We start from the raw sequence: 14192 nt of genomic DNA, 5'->3' as shown, positions 1-14192 counted from the left end.
ATAAAGTTAAAGCCTCCGGCGGATGCCTCAGATTTTTAAAGGAAGTTTTTCGAGCGAGCTCGAAAAAATCTGGGCGCAAATACGCCAAGGCGCATTTGATAAGAGAGAAACCCACATTATGTGGGTTTCTTTCTCTATTCGGTTACAGTAACATAAATGAAATATGCTAATGTCACAAAACTTGCAATTGTAAAAATCCACTCGATATTCACGAAATATCCACCTTTCACACCTTAATATTTCTATTTTACCAAATTGTGATATTTTTATGAACTCTAATTTATCATTTGAAACCATTTGAATACTTATTCGTATAGAAAAGTATTAAATTTTTCTATAAAAAATAACTTTATAATCTAAAAATCTATTATTATATGTTAAAATAAATATCATATAATGTTCGGAAACGAAAGGAAGATTTTTATGCAAAAGTGGATGCGTAAAGCACTTGTCGTTACGTTCTCGATTCTCACCTTTGGTATGATTACTCCTCCATTAGCTTTGACAATGGATGAGAATAATCCTGATCAATCTTCGAAGCTAGATGCAGTTGACCAACAAAGTCGAGAAAAAAGCCTATATGCATTAGATGAGATACATAACGAAACAGAATCCGAAAGCTTTTTAAGCTATGCAATTGCTAATGCAGAAAAGCAGTCTTTCGAAAAATTTGGAAATAAAATAGGTCCGATAATTGAAGATGAGTTTCGAAATGAAATTCTTCCAAAAATTGAACTTGCTATTTCAACAGTAGCAGCTCAGTATCCAGCAGAACAATTAAATGAACTTGAAATAACAGAACAACCCGCAGGAGGAAATGGAGAGAAAATCTTTCATATTTTCCATAGAGAAAGTGGAGAAGATATTATTCGCTTTCATGTAAGAAAAGATCACCCACCACAAGATGGTTATTGGTTTAATTTTCACTATCATACCTATCATGATGGCTTCCAAGCCCATCATACTTTAGGTGAAATATACTGGGATAAAAATACACCACCACGGTGGATGAGCTAATCGTGGGCTAATCATTGATTAGTCTTTTTTTTGTAATAATTTCCACCCTAAGCTCTCTGATTATCATGCTATAATATTTGTAATATTAAAAAATACTAGTAAAACTCCATTACATATTGTTGAATCTACCTTTGGAATTGGAGAGAATTCTTATGAAGAATGTGTTCGTTTTTATTGTGATATTAGGACTAACTGGTCTTTCATTTAATAACTCTGGTGCGGCATCGACACAAAGTATCCCACTTAAAGACTATCAATCTATTACTTTTTATACAGAAACTTCAAACTTGCAAAATTATAATCTATTAAAAAAAATAGTATTATTACCAAAAGGAGATTTTAATGAAATCGAAGCAACTCAAATGATTCTCCGAATTAATAATGTAGATTCGTCTATTTTGGAGAAACTAGTTCAGCAAGGAATTAACATTAAACTTTTTACTGGAAAACTTACAGATGAACCATCCGTATCCCATTTGGAGGGTGAAAAGCCGAGGGGCTATAGTGAAAAAGGGCATACATGGGATGAAGTTCCAGGAATAGGTGGTTCAAAACTTGTATTGGCGAAAATTGGCTATAGTGAAAAGGGCAAGGGGCATGGTTCTATTAATCTGGAACTTCATGAACTTGGACATTCTGTTGATAACTTTGTATATGATTCAATTCGAAATGATCAAATCTTTTTAAAAATATGGAGAAAAGAGGTTACCAAGTTATTTCCAGGTGAAACCTACTTTTTACAATACCCAGAGGAATATTTTGCTGAAACTTTTGCCCTCTATTATCTATCAGCTGAAACACGCAACCAATTAAAAAAATCAGCTCCATTAACATATTCTTTATTCCAACAACTTATTTTGATAAAATGATTAACTAGTGAAGGAGTGTTAAATAATTATGAAACAGTATTTAGAACTTGGTCAACATATATTAGAGAAAGGTACATTTAAAGAAGACAGGACAGGAACAGGTACAATTAGTGCGTTTGGATATCAAATGAGATTTGATTTGCAAGAAGGGTTTCCGCTTGTAACAACTAAAAAATTGCACTTAAGATCAATTATTCATGAATTGCTATGGTTTTTAAAAGGTGATACGAATATCAAGTATTTAACTGATAACGGGGTTCGAATATGGAATGATTGGGCCGATGAAAATGGTGATCTTGGACCTGTATATGGTCATCAATGGAGATCTTGGAATAATAAAGATGGCGAAACTGTTGATCAAATTACAAACCTAATTGATCAAATTAAAAATAATCCTGACTCCCGTAGATTGATTGTAAGTGCATGGAATGTTGGTGATGTTGAGAAGATGGCTCTTCCACCATGTCATTGTTTGTTTCAATTCTATGTACATGAAGGAAAATTATCATGTCAACTATATCAAAGATCAGCTGATTTTTTCTTAGGAATTCCTTTTAATATTGCATCATATGCATTATTGACACTAATGATAGCACAAGTTTGTGACCTTGAACCTGGGGAGTTTGTACATACCTTTGGAGACGTACATATATATTCGAATCATATTGAACAGGTGAAGTTACAATTAACTAGAGAGCCTAAGCCTCTACCAGTCATGAGGCTCAATAATGAAGTAAAATCCATTTTTGATTTTACATTTGATGACTTTGAATTACTTAACTATGAAGCACACCCACACATTAAAGGTGAGGTGAGTGTATGATTTCATTATTATTTGCGATGGATATCAATCGTGTAATCGGTAAGAATAACGATTTGCCGTGGCACCTCCCTGCTGATCTAGCCTATTTTAAAAAGATTACTATGGGGCATCCAATTATAATGGGAAGAAAGACATATGAATCAATTGGCAAGCCTTTACCTGGGCGTGAAAATATCATAATAACAAGAGACAAAGAATATCAGATAGATGGATGTACGGTATTTCATTCAATTGATGAGATTGTAAAAATGGACAATACAGTAAATCAAGAATTATTTGTAATTGGTGGATCTGAAATCTTTAAGGGAATTCTTCCTTATTCAAATCGTCTTTATATTACTGAAATAAATGAAGAATTTGAAGGAGATACCTTTTTTCCAGAAATACAAATGAACGAATGGAAGCTTATTTCAAAAGAAAAAGGAAAAAAGGATGAAAAAAATCCTTATGATTATTTCTTTTTAATATATGAAAGAATAGCATGATAAATGTATCGTATACCTCTGATTAATCGTTGTTTTCGATAATGGGGGAAATGAAGTGTTTCGAACAATTGTGTGGTTTATTTATTTTTTTGGATTTTTGCTCTTTAGTTTACCTACTCTCTATAAATTAAAAAAAATTGATTCAAAATTATCTATTGATGATCAAGATAAAATCATTCATGAATTACCTAAACAATGGGCGGAGACTCTTGTGAAATTAACGGGATCAAAGGTCGTTGTAACAGGACTTGAGAATATACCGAATGGACCAGTTTTATTTGTTTCAAACCATCAAGGTAATTTTGATATACCTGTAATCTTAGGTTTTATTAATAAGCCAGTTGGTTTTATTTCTAAAGTAGAAGTGAAAAAAATCCCAATCGTTCCAAAATGGATGGAAGCAATGAATTGTATTTTTATAGATAGGAATAATAGAAGGCAAGCTATTCAATCTATAAAGGATGGGGCGAATATTTTGAGAGAAGGGCATTCACTTGTTATATTCCCAGAAGGCACAAGAAGTAAAGGTGGAGCAATGAAACCTTTTCAAACGGGTGGTCTAAGAATGGCGGCTGATGCCGGTGTGCCAATTGTGCCAATTTCTATTAATGGTTCTCATCTTATTATGGAGAATGGCAAGAAGTTTTTTAATCCAGCTAGTGTTAAGGTGAAAGTCTTACAACCTGTATTACCGGATAGTTATGAGAATGTAAAACATTTAGCAATCGATCTTCACGATAAAATTTCAGAACAAGTAAACCCGCAAACTTAATTTGCGGGTTTAGTCGTCGTTCGTTTAACAAGATGATTGTATATTTCTTATACAAATGGAACATCCAAAACATAAAATAACACACAGAAAAACATTGCAGCGCTTCCTGCTAATACAAATCCATGCCAAATTGCATGATTAAAGGGGAGCCTTCGCCACATATAAAAGATAGCTCCAACTGTATAAAGAATCCCACCACTTAATAAAAGAATAAACCCTTCAATTTCGAGGCTTGAATAGAGTGGTTTAATTCCAATTATAATTAGCCAGCCCATTAAAATATAAAATACTGTTGATAAAACCATAAATTTTCCAACAAAAAACACTTTGAATAATATACCAATAATAGCAAGTCCCCACACAATTCCAAACAGAGTCCATCCTAACCAGCTTCTTAAGGTCACTAAGACAAATGGTGTGTATGTTCCGGCAATTAATAGGTAAATCGCTGAGTGGTCTAGAATTGCAAATACTTTATTTGCTTTCGGATGATGGATGCTATGTAAAAGTGTAGAGAATAAATATAGCAATAACATCGTTGAACCAAAAATTGAAAAGCTAACAACATGCCAAGCATTTCCATATTTTGCAGCAAAGACAATTAGGAGCACAAGAGCAGGAATACTTAATAAAACTCCTACACCATGGGTAATTGCATTTGCTATTTCTTCTTTTAAGGTTTCTTTATTTTCGATTGTTTCCATTAGCTTCACCACCAAATTTCTTTCTTCTTTCATCATACTTAAATTAATGATAAAGTCAATTTCCGATCGATGGATCGCATAATATGAAAAGGGTAGCCATGGCTACCCTGTAATTGGATCATAGGAGTTTAATTTTATAATTAAATCAGTAAATTCATTAGGATCACAAAATTCTTCAGGACTCCAATTTGTATTTATCCATGCGATTAACTCCTCTGCACTATTGAATATCTCTCCACTTGAATCCGATTTTCGAATCATGTATCTTCCATTGTCATCATCTACAGTTATTTCGCATGGTAAAGCACTATCCAATGAGCAAATTGAGTACTCCATACGTATCACCTCCAAATTTTATTTATTACATAATGTATGCAAGTTCAAGGGAAATCATCATATGTTCTTTTAGTGTAAAATATAAATATTTAGAAAATTTACTTTAAATTGCGTTGAACCATGTTATAATGAACAAATTAAATGCTTTATTACTGTAATGTGAAGAAATCACGAAAGAAAGGATATGGAAATGAAATGGCTTATCAATTGAAAGAACAAAATGGCATCCACGTAGAAGATATCATTAAAGCAAATCAAACTTTGAAGGATGTTGTAATTCATACACCTTTACAAAGAAATGAATTACTTTCAGAACGGTATGGATGTAATTTATTGATAAAAAGGGAAGATTTACAAATTGTTCGGTCTTTTAAAATTAGGGGTGCATTTAATCGTATAAAAAATTTATCAGATGAAGAACTTAAAAATGGGATTGTATGTGCGAGTGCGGGAAACCATGCTCAAGGCGTGGCATTCTCATGCTATACATTAAAAATTCACGGAAAAATATATATGCCTTCGACAACTCCTCGGCAAAAAATCTCACAAGTTGAATTGTTTGGGAAGGAATTCGTAGAAATCATTCTTAGTGGTGATACCTTTGATGACTCCTATATGGAAGCCGTAACTTGTAGTGAAAAAGAAAACAAAACGTTTATCCATCCATTCGATGATGAACATGTAATTGCAGGTCAAGGTACTGTAGCTGTTGAGATATTAAATGATTGTACAGAACCAATTGATTTTATCTTTACTAGTATCGGTGGTGGCGGATTAATTTCGGGAATAAGCACCTATATGAAAAGTATATCACCTGCAACACGTATTATAGGTGTTGAGCCAGAGGGTGCCCCAGGAATGAAGACATCCAACGAAAATGGTTATGTGACATCATTACCCGAAATTGATAAATTCGTTGATGGCGCTGCAGTAAAAACAGTTGGTGAAAAAACCTTCAGTATTTGTAAGCAGTATGTAGACGATATAATTATTGTCCCAGAGGGGAAGGTATGTACGACCATTTTAGAATTATATAATGAAAATGCAATTATTGCTGAACCAGCAGGTGCATTGTCAATAGCAGCACTTGATCAATATAAAGAAAAAATTAAAGGGAAAACAGTAGTATGTGTGATAAGTGGTGGGAATAATGATATTAGTAGGATGCAAGAAATTAAGGAGAGATCAATGAGCTATGAAGGGTTGCAATATTATTTTATCGTTAATTTTCCCCAAAGAGCTGGTGCATTGCGAGAGTTTTTGTTAGATGTGCTAAGTCCTACAGATGATATTAATCGGTTTGAATATACAAAGAAAAATAATAAAGACAACGGACCTGCATTGGTAGGTATTGAATTAAAGCAAAAAGATGATTATCAGCCTCTCATAAATAGAATGATTAAAAAAGGTTTTCCATTTACTGAAGTTAATAAAGAAAGTAATCTATTTCATTTATTAATTTAAATACTTGAAAAGAGTCGATAAATGAAGTCGACTCTTTTATTATGGTATTCTTTCATTAAAATATCATAATTATTTTGTCATTTCACCTCATTTGAAGGTATAATACAAACTAATGATATAGTTTAGGAAGTGAATAAATGAGAAAAGTAAAAATAGTTACCGATTCAACGGTTGATTTATCAGAAGATATGATTAAAAGCTTAGAGTTAGAAGTAGTTCCTTTATCTATAACAATTAATGGCGAAACATACCTTGATCGTGTTGATATAACACCACAACAATTTATTGAAAAAATGAAACAATCCGAGGAATTGCCTAAAAGTTCTCAGCCTGCGGTTGGTCACTTTCTTGAACTATATAATCGATTAGCGAGTGACGGTTATGATATTATTTCGATTCATATGACTGGTGGTATGAGTGGGACAGTGAGCTCCGCTGAAAATGCTGCACAAATTACCGATGCAAATGTGAAGGTAATTGATTCTATGTACATATCACAGGCATTAGGTTTTCAAGTGGTTGAAGCTGCTAAGATGGCTAAAGAAGGAAAAACTATTGAAGAAATTTCTGCACGAATAGACGAAATTAGAAAAAATACTAAGTTATTCGTTACTGTTGATACATTAGATAATCTTGTAAAAGGTGGTAGAATTGGAAGAGGAAAAGCTCTAATTGGTTCCCTATTAAATATTAAACCAATCGCGTCATTAGATGATGGGGTATATACTCCTGTATCAAAGGTTCGAAGCTCAGCACAAATTGTAAAATATTTAAGTAAACAATTCTTTGAAGATGCAGCGGGCAAAATAATTAAAGGTGTAGGGATCACCCATGCAGATGCATTCGAACTTGCAAATGACTTGAAAAATACAATTAGTAAGCTTACCGGATATACGGAGATTGATATTGAAGATACAACTCCAGTTATAAGCACACATACTGGTCCAGGTGCAATTGGCTTCATGTATTATTTAGAATAAAATATGGCCCATCTCTCTTACGGGAGATAGGCCTCTTTCATTTACCAAAATAAGCCGCCTAATACGACTCCTGTGATAAAGGCTAAAGGAATTGCATATGGGCGATAAAACCCGCCATATCCACCCCAGAAACCATAACTAAATCCTCCTAAATTTCTTTCTCCAAATGGTTGAATATACACGTGAGAATTTGTAACACGAAGAATTCTACCAACATGTCTTTTTCCGTTTTTGCACCGAATATTTACTACACGACCTTGATATCGACAACATACATCATAATAATTTGCCATGAAACTCCCCCTACATCTCATTTTCATACTATCTTATGAGTAAGAAAAATGAATGACTGTACTCTTGTCCAGTAGATGAGTATTTGGGAGTATTAAATTTGTTGAGTGATAATGACCTTTAAAATTATTCGATATCTAGCTTAGTACTTTACTCATTATTTTCATCTTTATTTAATGTTAACTTCTTTCCCCCAATGCAAATGTAGGAGTATATGTCTAAATCAGGCTTTGCTTTGGACATTCCTTGTATATAAGGTTGTATAACATCTTTAAAGTCTTCACTTACACCTTCCTCTTCGCATTGCCCATATACATACATTTTTTTCTCATCAAAGAAGAATGTAATATATCCAATAGCTTTTTGATCTTGATTAATGATATTAAGGATTTGACACTGTTCCTTAACGATCTCGGGAGATATGAAGATTTGCACCGAATATCCTCCTTATTAAGTAAATTGAAGTTTCTCAAATAATGAGTCTTCTTTTTCTTCACTTGTTTTTTTCTTTTTAACACGAATTAACATCAAACATAATAAACCAACAACTAAAGTCAAGGAAGCTGTTGTTAAAAACATTCCAGACCGTGACCATTCCATCATCCAACCATATATAGGTGGGCCAATTGCAACACCTAAAAATCGAACTGAACCGTATAAGGAAGTTACAAAACCACGTTTTTCGGTAGATACTGATCCAGTAATAAAGCTATTAATACACGGTAAGACCAAACCTGTACCTATACTGCTTATGGCAAGTATGGCTATAAACGGGATTAAACTTTTAAAGAACACCAATGTTGAGAAGGAAATAGTCATTAACAGTAAGCCAATTACAATTAGTTTTTTCATTAAAGGCATCTTTTTCCCTATTTTACTACCTGTTATGTAGGAAGTTGATGTCATAAACAATAAAGGAATTGCAAGAATTGCCCCTTTTGGGACACCGTCTGTATGATAGGTTTTCTCTAAAACATCAGATAAATAGAAAAGAATTCCAAACAAAGTGAATAGACAAGTAGCTCCTGCTAGGTATGCTGTAAAAAGCCATCTGCCTTCATGTTTAAATACAGAAAATAATCCTTTTACATATGATCCGATTGGAGGTGGTTCTTTTTTTTGCTTCTTCTCTTTGACGAAGAAAATGGTTAATAAGATAGAAATTAAACAAAAGATTGGAAATGCAAAAAATGCCGCATACCAGAATAACAAAGCTAATAAGGAGCCTATAATTGGAGAAATGACTTTCCCGAATCCATTCGATGCTTCTACAAGGCCTAAAACTTTACTTTGTTTTGCTCCTTTAAATAAATCCCCGGTTAATGCCATTGCGATTGGTGCAGTGCCTGCAGCACCTAATCCTTGCATAATCCGACCAGCCATAATCCAAAAGTATGCATTATCAAACCAAGCAGAAGCTAATCCAGCAACTAACCCGCCACTACCATAAAGAATTAAAGCTGGAATGATAACTGCTTTACGAGAAAACCGATCAGAAAAATAACCTAATATTGGAATAGAGATGGCTGCTGCTACAGAAAAGACAGTGATAATTAGACTTACTTGAAATTGACTTATATCTAGCTCTTTTTTCATTTGTGGTAAGACTGGAATAAGCATTGAATTGCCAAGTACAAGGATTAGAGGAATTGAGCCAATTGCAACTATTGTCATACCCGATTTTTTTTGACTGGACAAATGATTTGCAACTCCTTATACGAATAATTATTTTATTTGCTTTACTATCTTTTCTAGTTTGCAAGAAGACTATTCAGGCGAAGAGTTGTAAGTAGTTTCCAAATGTTTAGAAAAGCCCATTATATACACCATTTACCCAAATTTGAATAACATAGCAACTGTAAAGGAGGAGTTATCCCTATGGAATTTTTAATATTGCCTGAACGGACAAAAGGGGAAAGAACTTATGGAATCACATCTATTGCCGATTTTGGTATTCCTCTTGGACAAATTGAGGACTATTTGATTGACTATCATCAGTTCATTGATATTGCGAAAATTGGGATTGGTTCTGCATATGTTACCCCAAACCTACAGAAAAAAGTCGATCTATATAATCGATTTAACATTAAGCCATATTGTGGTGGTACATTATTTGAAAAATGCTATATGCAAAATAAGCTGGATGACTATACCGATAGCTTAAAGAGGTTAGGTATCGAATGGATTGAAATTTCAAATGGTACAGTAGATATTTCATTGCAAACAAGGATTTCGCTCATTCATAAATTTAAACCCAATTTTAATGTTATTGCAGAAGTTGGATCTAAGGATAATGAGCAAGAAATGAGACGTTCTGATTGGGAGGAAGAAATAAATTTATTATTGGCTGCTGGCTGTAAATACGTTATTACAGAAGGACGTGATTCTGGTACTGCAGGGATATATAGCAAGAACGGGGTGGTTAAGAAAGACATCATCGAATGTATATCTAAAAATGTGGACATATCAAAAATAATCTTTGAGGCTCCAACAGCTAAACACCAGATGTTTTTTATTAATCAATTCGGAGCAAATGTTAACCTTGGAAATATAAAATTACAAGATGTGTTAACATTGGAAGCTCAAAGACTTGGACTCCGAAGTGAAACATTATTTATGGAGGAGCGTACATGCAACTTATCCTAATTAGACACTTACCAACTGAATGGAATAAAAAAGGGATACTACAAGGGAAACAAGACATTGCAATTATGGATTTAACAGAGGAGTATAACAAGGAAATAGAAAAAAACAACAAGATAATAGCTAAACACGGTCCGATTTCCACAGTTGTTACAAGCTTCTTAAATCGAACTCAACAAACTGCAATGGCACATGGCTATTACACTTATCAGGTCGATCCCTTATTAAATGAATTAGATTTTGGTGAGTTTGAAGGAAGAGATAAAAGTCAACTAATAGAAGTACATGGTGATAAATGGTTATATGATCCAAAACAGTTAATACTCGGCGAACGTTTAAGTGATTTTGAAATTAGGGTTATTACATTTATCGAAAAATATCGGAATTATAAGAATGTACTAATCTTTGGCCATGGTTCCTGGATAAGAGCTTGTGTGTCATATCGACATTATGGATCAATTGATAATATGAATAAAATTGAAATAAAAAACAATGAATTAGTCGTGTTAGATTTCAGCGAAAAGTTAATTTAGAGGGGAGAAATGTAATTGTGGAGTTACTTACTTATGAGAACTGGAGTGATGAAAAACTAAAAGAAATTCACCATAACAGTAGAGATTATTTTGATATTATCAAATGGGCATACAGTACTTATGGAAACAATATTGTCTATGCATGTAGTTTTGGAGCAGAAGGAATCGTATTGATTGATTTAATAAGTAAAGTGAAAAAAGATGCGAAAATTGTATTTTTAGATACTAGTTTACACTTTACTGAAACATACAAATTAATTGAAAAAATGAAGGACAAATATCCTACATTGAAAATTGAATTAAAGAAACCACTACTAACTATAAAGGACCAAGCTGCTAAATATGGTGAAAATCTATGGATGACAAATCCTAATTTATGCTGCCAAATTAGAAAAGTAGAACCTCTAAAAGAAGTGCTTTCGAATAAAGTAGCATGGATTTCAGGTTTGAGAAGAGAGCAATCTCCATCAAGAAAGGATATTGAGTATATCAATAGGGATGAAAAATTTAAAAACATAAAAATTTGCCCGTTAATCCATTGGACATGGGAGGATATTTGGACTTATATAAAAATGAATAATTTACCATATAATGAACTTCATGATCTTAATTTTCCTAGTATAGGCTGTGAACCATGTACTAGTCAGGTGTCAGATGGGAATTTAAGATCTGGAAGATGGGCTGATAAGGACAAAATAGAATGTGGAATCCATGTTAATTAAATTTGATATGAGTTAGCTAAAATAGATGGAGGTTATTGTAGTGATAATAAGTATACCACATGGCGGAAAGCTAATTAATAAAATCAATCTTGCTTACAATTATGAAGGAATTACAAAAGAGATAGACCTCGATAATATGGCTCTGAGTGATCTTGAACTTATTGCGGTCGGTGCATATAGTCCGCTTGATGGTTTTTTAGGTAAAAAGGATTATGAGTCAGTTATACAGACAATGAGATTATCGAATGGGATACCATGGTCGATTCCAATTACATTAGCAGTAAGCGATGTAATCGCAAAAAAAATTGATATTGGGGATAAAGTTAAATTAGTGAATGATAATCAAGTATATGGTGTGATAGAGGTTAAAGAAAAATATACTCCAAATAAGGAAGTTGAAGCATTTAAAGTTTTTAAAACAACTGAATCTGCACACCCAGGTGTAAAAAAATTATATGAAAAAGATAATGTATATATTGCTGGGCCAATTATACTAGTTAAGCGATCAAAAAAGGAGTCTTTTGCTAATTATTATCTAGACCCTGTTGAAACTAGAGCAGTTTTTGATCGATTACAATGGAAAAAAATCGTAGGATTTCAAACGAGAAATCCAGTCCACCGTGCACATGAATATATTCAAAAGTCAGCACTTGAAACAGTGGACGGATTATTTTTAAATCCACTTGTGGGTGAAACAAAACAGGACGATATACCAAGTGATATTAGAATGGAAAGCTATCAGGCATTGATTGATAAATATTATCCAAAACATAGAGTGTTTTTATCTGTATTTCCTGCAGCAATGAGGTATGCGGGGCCTCGTGAAGCAATTTTTCATGCTATTGTAAGAAAAAACTATGGCTGTACACATTTTATAGTAGGTCGTGATCATGCTGGTGTCGGAAATTACTATGGGACTTACGATTCACAAAAGATATTTAGCAATTTTACAGAAGATGAACTAGGAATTATCCCTCTATTTTTTGAACATAGTTTTTTTTGCAAAAAGTGTGGAAACATGGCATCTTCAAAAACATGTCCTCATAATAAAGATAATCATGTCATACTTTCAGGGACAAAGGTTCGGGAAATGCTTAAAAATGGAACAAAACCACCGAAAGAATTCAGTAGGCCCGAAGTTGTCGAAGTATTAATCAAAGGAATGCAGGAAATGTATACTAAGATATAAGGTGGTAAAAATGGGAGAAAAACAAAATATTATTTGGCATCAGTCAACTATCACAAAAATTGATAGACAGTTACAAAATAAACATAAAAGTTGTGCTATTTGGTTTACTGGATTATCAGGCTCCGGCAAATCATCATTAGCAAACGCATTGGATCATTGTCTGTTTACGAAAAATATTCAAAGCTATGTGTTAGATGGAGATAATATACGTCATGGATTAAATAAAGGTCTAGGATTTAGTCAAATTGACCGCAAAGAAAACATTCGAAGAATCGGTGAGGTTTCAAAGCTCTTTGTTGATAGTGGCCAAATTGTGTCTACAGCGTTTATTTCTCCTTTTCGAGAAGATCGTTTACAAGTTAGAGAATTATTTCCAAAAGATGAATTTATCGAGGTCTATGTAAAATGTCCAATTTCAATATGTGAATCCCGTGACCCAAAAGGTTTATATAAAAAAGCTAGAAGTGGTGAAATCATCGAATTTACAGGTGTTAGTTCTCCATATGAAGAACCGACAAATCCAGAGCTAGTTATTGAAACAGATCAATTAACAATTTCGGAGTCTGTGGATTTGATTATTCAATATTTGAAAATAAAACGTATATTGTAAATCTACTTTTTCCTCCAACTATATGATGGAGTAATAAAAGATGGTGCACGGAGATGATAGATGAAATCGATTAGATTAGTAGAAACAGTCTGGCATGCTATTGCATAGAATACGATCGTAATATTAATGACGGACGCGGTAAGTAAAAAAATGCAGAAATTCATCCATAACATAACCCTACCAGGTGACCAATCGTTATATTTTGCGATCATTAACGCTGGAATTACCATACCACCGCTTGATGTACCACTTCGAATTAATATACCTACTCCAACGCCGAATAATAGACTACCACAAAGAAGGTCAAGCCAAAAAAATGATGTCGGAAATGCCCAATATGTTGATACTAAGCTAATAGTGATAGACGTAATTGTTACAGAAAGCATTGTCCGAATTGTCCATGTATAACCAAAATATTTTAATGCTAAAATAAGAAACGCAAAATTTACGATCCAAAGTGAGATTCCTAATGGTAAATCAAGCCAATGATTCATTAAAATTGCCAATCCAGCTGCTCCCCCAGAAGGTATATTGTGAGGAAAAAGATAGAGCGACATAGCAAGCCCTTGTAAGAGAGCTCCAAAGATGATACAGATATAGGTTGCTACTTGTTTGGTCATCATCGCAAATGGTGACCTTTTTTAATTTGATTATAAATCTTCATGACTCTCCTCCCAAAATACAACGTCCTTGTCCATTTTATGAGGACAGGTTCTACAATATGTTCGAAAATTGTTCATAGTTTAAAAGTTGT

At 33.4% G+C, this 14192-nt stretch carries 18 protein-coding genes; 12 read left to right on the top strand and 6 right to left on the bottom strand.

Going from position 1 to position 14192, the window contains the following annotated elements:
* The first annotated feature begins 423 nt into the window (after positions 1 to 423).
* The 5 genes from MJG50_RS13665 to MJG50_RS13645 all read left to right on the top strand — a co-directional run bounded on the left by MJG50_RS13665 (position 424) and on the right by MJG50_RS13645 (position 3966).
* Positions 424 to 1017 (top strand): YpjP family protein, encoded by a 594-nt coding sequence (locus MJG50_RS13665; protein WP_240256294.1) that lies wholly within the window; start codon positions 424 to 426, stop codon positions 1015 to 1017.
* Positions 1018 to 1169: 152 nt separating this feature from the next.
* On the top strand, positions 1170 to 1886 hold the full coding sequence (locus MJG50_RS13660; protein WP_240256293.1) for an anthrax toxin lethal factor-related metalloendopeptidase: 717 nt from the start codon (positions 1170 to 1172) through the stop codon (positions 1884 to 1886).
* A gap of 28 nt (positions 1887 to 1914) precedes the next feature.
* On the top strand, positions 1915 to 2709 hold the full coding sequence (locus MJG50_RS13655) for a thymidylate synthase (RefSeq protein ID WP_240256292.1): 795 nt from the start codon (positions 1915 to 1917) through the stop codon (positions 2707 to 2709).
* Positions 2706 to 3194: a dihydrofolate reductase gene (locus MJG50_RS13650; protein WP_240256291.1), complete on the top strand. Its 489-nt coding sequence runs from the start codon at positions 2706 to 2708 to the stop codon at positions 3192 to 3194. The genes MJG50_RS13655 and MJG50_RS13650 overlap by 4 nt, the downstream gene beginning before the upstream one ends.
* Positions 3195 to 3249: 55 nt before the next feature.
* Positions 3250 to 3966, top strand: a complete 717-nt coding sequence (locus MJG50_RS13645) for a lysophospholipid acyltransferase family protein (protein ID WP_240256290.1) — start codon at positions 3250 to 3252, stop codon at positions 3964 to 3966.
* A 47-nt stretch (positions 3967 to 4013) separates the two neighbouring features.
* Here the strand turns inward: MJG50_RS13645 and trhA are convergent, their stop codons facing one another.
* Both trhA and MJG50_RS13635 read right to left on the bottom strand, forming a co-directional pair.
* Complete coding sequence (trhA, locus tag MJG50_RS13640; protein ID WP_240256289.1) at positions 4014 to 4670, bottom strand: PAQR family membrane homeostasis protein TrhA; 657 nt, start codon at positions 4668 to 4670, stop codon at positions 4014 to 4016.
* A 102-nt stretch (positions 4671 to 4772) separates the two neighbouring features.
* Positions 4773 to 5006 (bottom strand): hypothetical protein, encoded by a 234-nt coding sequence (locus MJG50_RS13635; protein ID WP_240256288.1) that lies wholly within the window; start codon positions 5004 to 5006, stop codon positions 4773 to 4775.
* Between the two features lie 195 nt (positions 5007 to 5201).
* Between MJG50_RS13635 and ilvA the strand changes: the two genes are divergently transcribed.
* Positions 5202 to 6470, top strand: coding sequence for a threonine ammonia-lyase IlvA (gene ilvA, locus MJG50_RS13630; RefSeq protein ID WP_240256287.1), 1269 nt, complete (start codon positions 5202 to 5204; stop codon positions 6468 to 6470).
* Between the two features lie 137 nt (positions 6471 to 6607).
* Complete coding sequence (locus MJG50_RS13625; RefSeq protein ID WP_240256286.1) at positions 6608 to 7450, top strand: DegV family protein; 843 nt, start codon at positions 6608 to 6610, stop codon at positions 7448 to 7450.
* A gap of 41 nt (positions 7451 to 7491) precedes the next feature.
* On the opposite strand, the gene MJG50_RS13620 is transcribed toward MJG50_RS13625, so the two are convergent.
* The 3 genes from MJG50_RS13620 to MJG50_RS13610 all read right to left on the bottom strand — a co-directional run bounded on the left by MJG50_RS13620 (position 7492) and on the right by MJG50_RS13610 (position 9415).
* On the bottom strand, positions 7492 to 7743 hold the full coding sequence (locus MJG50_RS13620; protein WP_240256285.1) for a hypothetical protein: 252 nt from the start codon (positions 7741 to 7743) through the stop codon (positions 7492 to 7494).
* Between the two features lie 148 nt (positions 7744 to 7891).
* The gene (locus MJG50_RS13615; protein ID WP_240256284.1) at positions 7892 to 8176 is read right to left on the bottom strand and encodes a hypothetical protein; all 285 of its coding nucleotides are present in this window, start codon (positions 8174 to 8176) and stop codon (positions 7892 to 7894) included.
* Between the two features lie 15 nt (positions 8177 to 8191).
* Positions 8192 to 9415, bottom strand: coding sequence for an MFS transporter (locus MJG50_RS13610; RefSeq protein WP_240256283.1), 1224 nt, complete (start codon positions 9413 to 9415; stop codon positions 8192 to 8194).
* A 204-nt stretch (positions 9416 to 9619) separates the two neighbouring features.
* On the opposite strand from MJG50_RS13610, the gene MJG50_RS13605 reads away from it, so the two are divergent.
* The 5 genes from MJG50_RS13605 to cysC are packed head-to-tail and all read left to right on the top strand — an operon-like array spanning position 9620 to position 13438.
* Positions 9620 to 10387, top strand: coding sequence for a phosphosulfolactate synthase (locus MJG50_RS13605; RefSeq protein WP_240256282.1), 768 nt, complete (start codon positions 9620 to 9622; stop codon positions 10385 to 10387).
* The gene (locus MJG50_RS13600) at positions 10372 to 10917 is read left to right on the top strand and encodes a histidine phosphatase family protein (RefSeq protein ID WP_240256281.1); all 546 of its coding nucleotides are present in this window, start codon (positions 10372 to 10374) and stop codon (positions 10915 to 10917) included. Before MJG50_RS13605 ends, MJG50_RS13600 begins: the two co-directional genes overlap by 16 nt.
* A gap of 17 nt (positions 10918 to 10934) precedes the next feature.
* Positions 10935 to 11639, top strand: a complete 705-nt coding sequence (locus tag MJG50_RS13595) for a phosphoadenylyl-sulfate reductase (RefSeq protein WP_431307288.1) — start codon at positions 10935 to 10937, stop codon at positions 11637 to 11639.
* A gap of 40 nt (positions 11640 to 11679) precedes the next feature.
* Positions 11680 to 12828 carry a sulfate adenylyltransferase gene (gene sat, locus MJG50_RS13590; protein ID WP_431307287.1) on the top strand — a complete coding sequence of 383 codons (1149 nt, stop codon included), beginning with the start codon at positions 11680 to 11682 and terminating at the stop codon, positions 12826 to 12828.
* Positions 12829 to 12838: 10 nt separating this feature from the next.
* The gene (gene cysC, locus MJG50_RS13585) at positions 12839 to 13438 is read left to right on the top strand and encodes an adenylyl-sulfate kinase (RefSeq protein ID WP_240256280.1); all 600 of its coding nucleotides are present in this window, start codon (positions 12839 to 12841) and stop codon (positions 13436 to 13438) included.
* Positions 13439 to 13440: 2 nt separating this feature from the next.
* On the opposite strand, the gene MJG50_RS13580 is transcribed toward cysC, so the two are convergent.
* Complete coding sequence (locus MJG50_RS13580) at positions 13441 to 14061, bottom strand: YitT family protein (RefSeq protein WP_345893236.1); 621 nt, start codon at positions 14059 to 14061, stop codon at positions 13441 to 13443.
* Between the last annotated feature and the right edge of the window lie 131 nt (positions 14062 to 14192).

Source organism: Fredinandcohnia quinoae (assembly GCF_022427965.1).
In the GTDB taxonomy this organism is placed as follows: Bacteria; Bacillota; Bacilli; order Bacillales; family Bacillaceae_L; genus Ferdinandcohnia; species Ferdinandcohnia quinoae.
This window is presented reverse-complemented; position numbering and strand designations above follow the sequence as displayed.

Excerpts from the sequence above, each read along its gene's own strand:
- MJG50_RS13665 (WP_240256294.1), top strand. The coding sequence starts at position 424 with ATGCAAAAGTGGATGCGTAAAGCACTTGTCGTTACGTTCTCGATTCTC.
- MJG50_RS13660 (WP_240256293.1), top strand. The coding sequence starts at position 1,170 with ATGAAGAATGTGTTCGTTTTTATTGTGATATTAGGACTAACTGGTCTT.
- MJG50_RS13655 (WP_240256292.1), top strand. The coding sequence starts at position 1,915 with ATGAAACAGTATTTAGAACTTGGTCAACATATATTAGAGAAAGGTACA.
- MJG50_RS13650 (WP_240256291.1), top strand. The coding sequence starts at position 2,706 with ATGATTTCATTATTATTTGCGATGGATATCAATCGTGTAATCGGTAAG.
- trhA (WP_240256289.1), bottom strand. The coding sequence starts at position 4,670 with ATGGAAACAATCGAAAATAAAGAAACCTTAAAAGAAGAAATAGCAAAT.
- MJG50_RS13635 (WP_240256288.1), bottom strand. The coding sequence starts at position 5,006 with ATGGAGTACTCAATTTGCTCATTGGATAGTGCTTTACCATGCGAAATA.
- ilvA (WP_240256287.1), top strand. The coding sequence starts at position 5,202 with ATGGCTTATCAATTGAAAGAACAAAATGGCATCCACGTAGAAGATATC.
- MJG50_RS13625 (WP_240256286.1), top strand. The coding sequence starts at position 6,608 with ATGAGAAAAGTAAAAATAGTTACCGATTCAACGGTTGATTTATCAGAA.
- MJG50_RS13620 (WP_240256285.1), bottom strand. The coding sequence starts at position 7,743 with ATGGCAAATTATTATGATGTATGTTGTCGATATCAAGGTCGTGTAGTA.
- MJG50_RS13610 (WP_240256283.1), bottom strand. The coding sequence starts at position 9,415 with ATGACAATAGTTGCAATTGGCTCAATTCCTCTAATCCTTGTACTTGGC.
- MJG50_RS13605 (WP_240256282.1), top strand. The coding sequence starts at position 9,620 with ATGGAATTTTTAATATTGCCTGAACGGACAAAAGGGGAAAGAACTTAT.
- MJG50_RS13600 (WP_240256281.1), top strand. The coding sequence starts at position 10,372 with ATGCAACTTATCCTAATTAGACACTTACCAACTGAATGGAATAAAAAA.
- cysC (WP_240256280.1), top strand. The coding sequence starts at position 12,839 with ATGGGAGAAAAACAAAATATTATTTGGCATCAGTCAACTATCACAAAA.
- MJG50_RS13580 (WP_345893236.1), bottom strand. The coding sequence starts at position 14,061 with ATGATGACCAAACAAGTAGCAACCTATATCTGTATCATCTTTGGAGCT.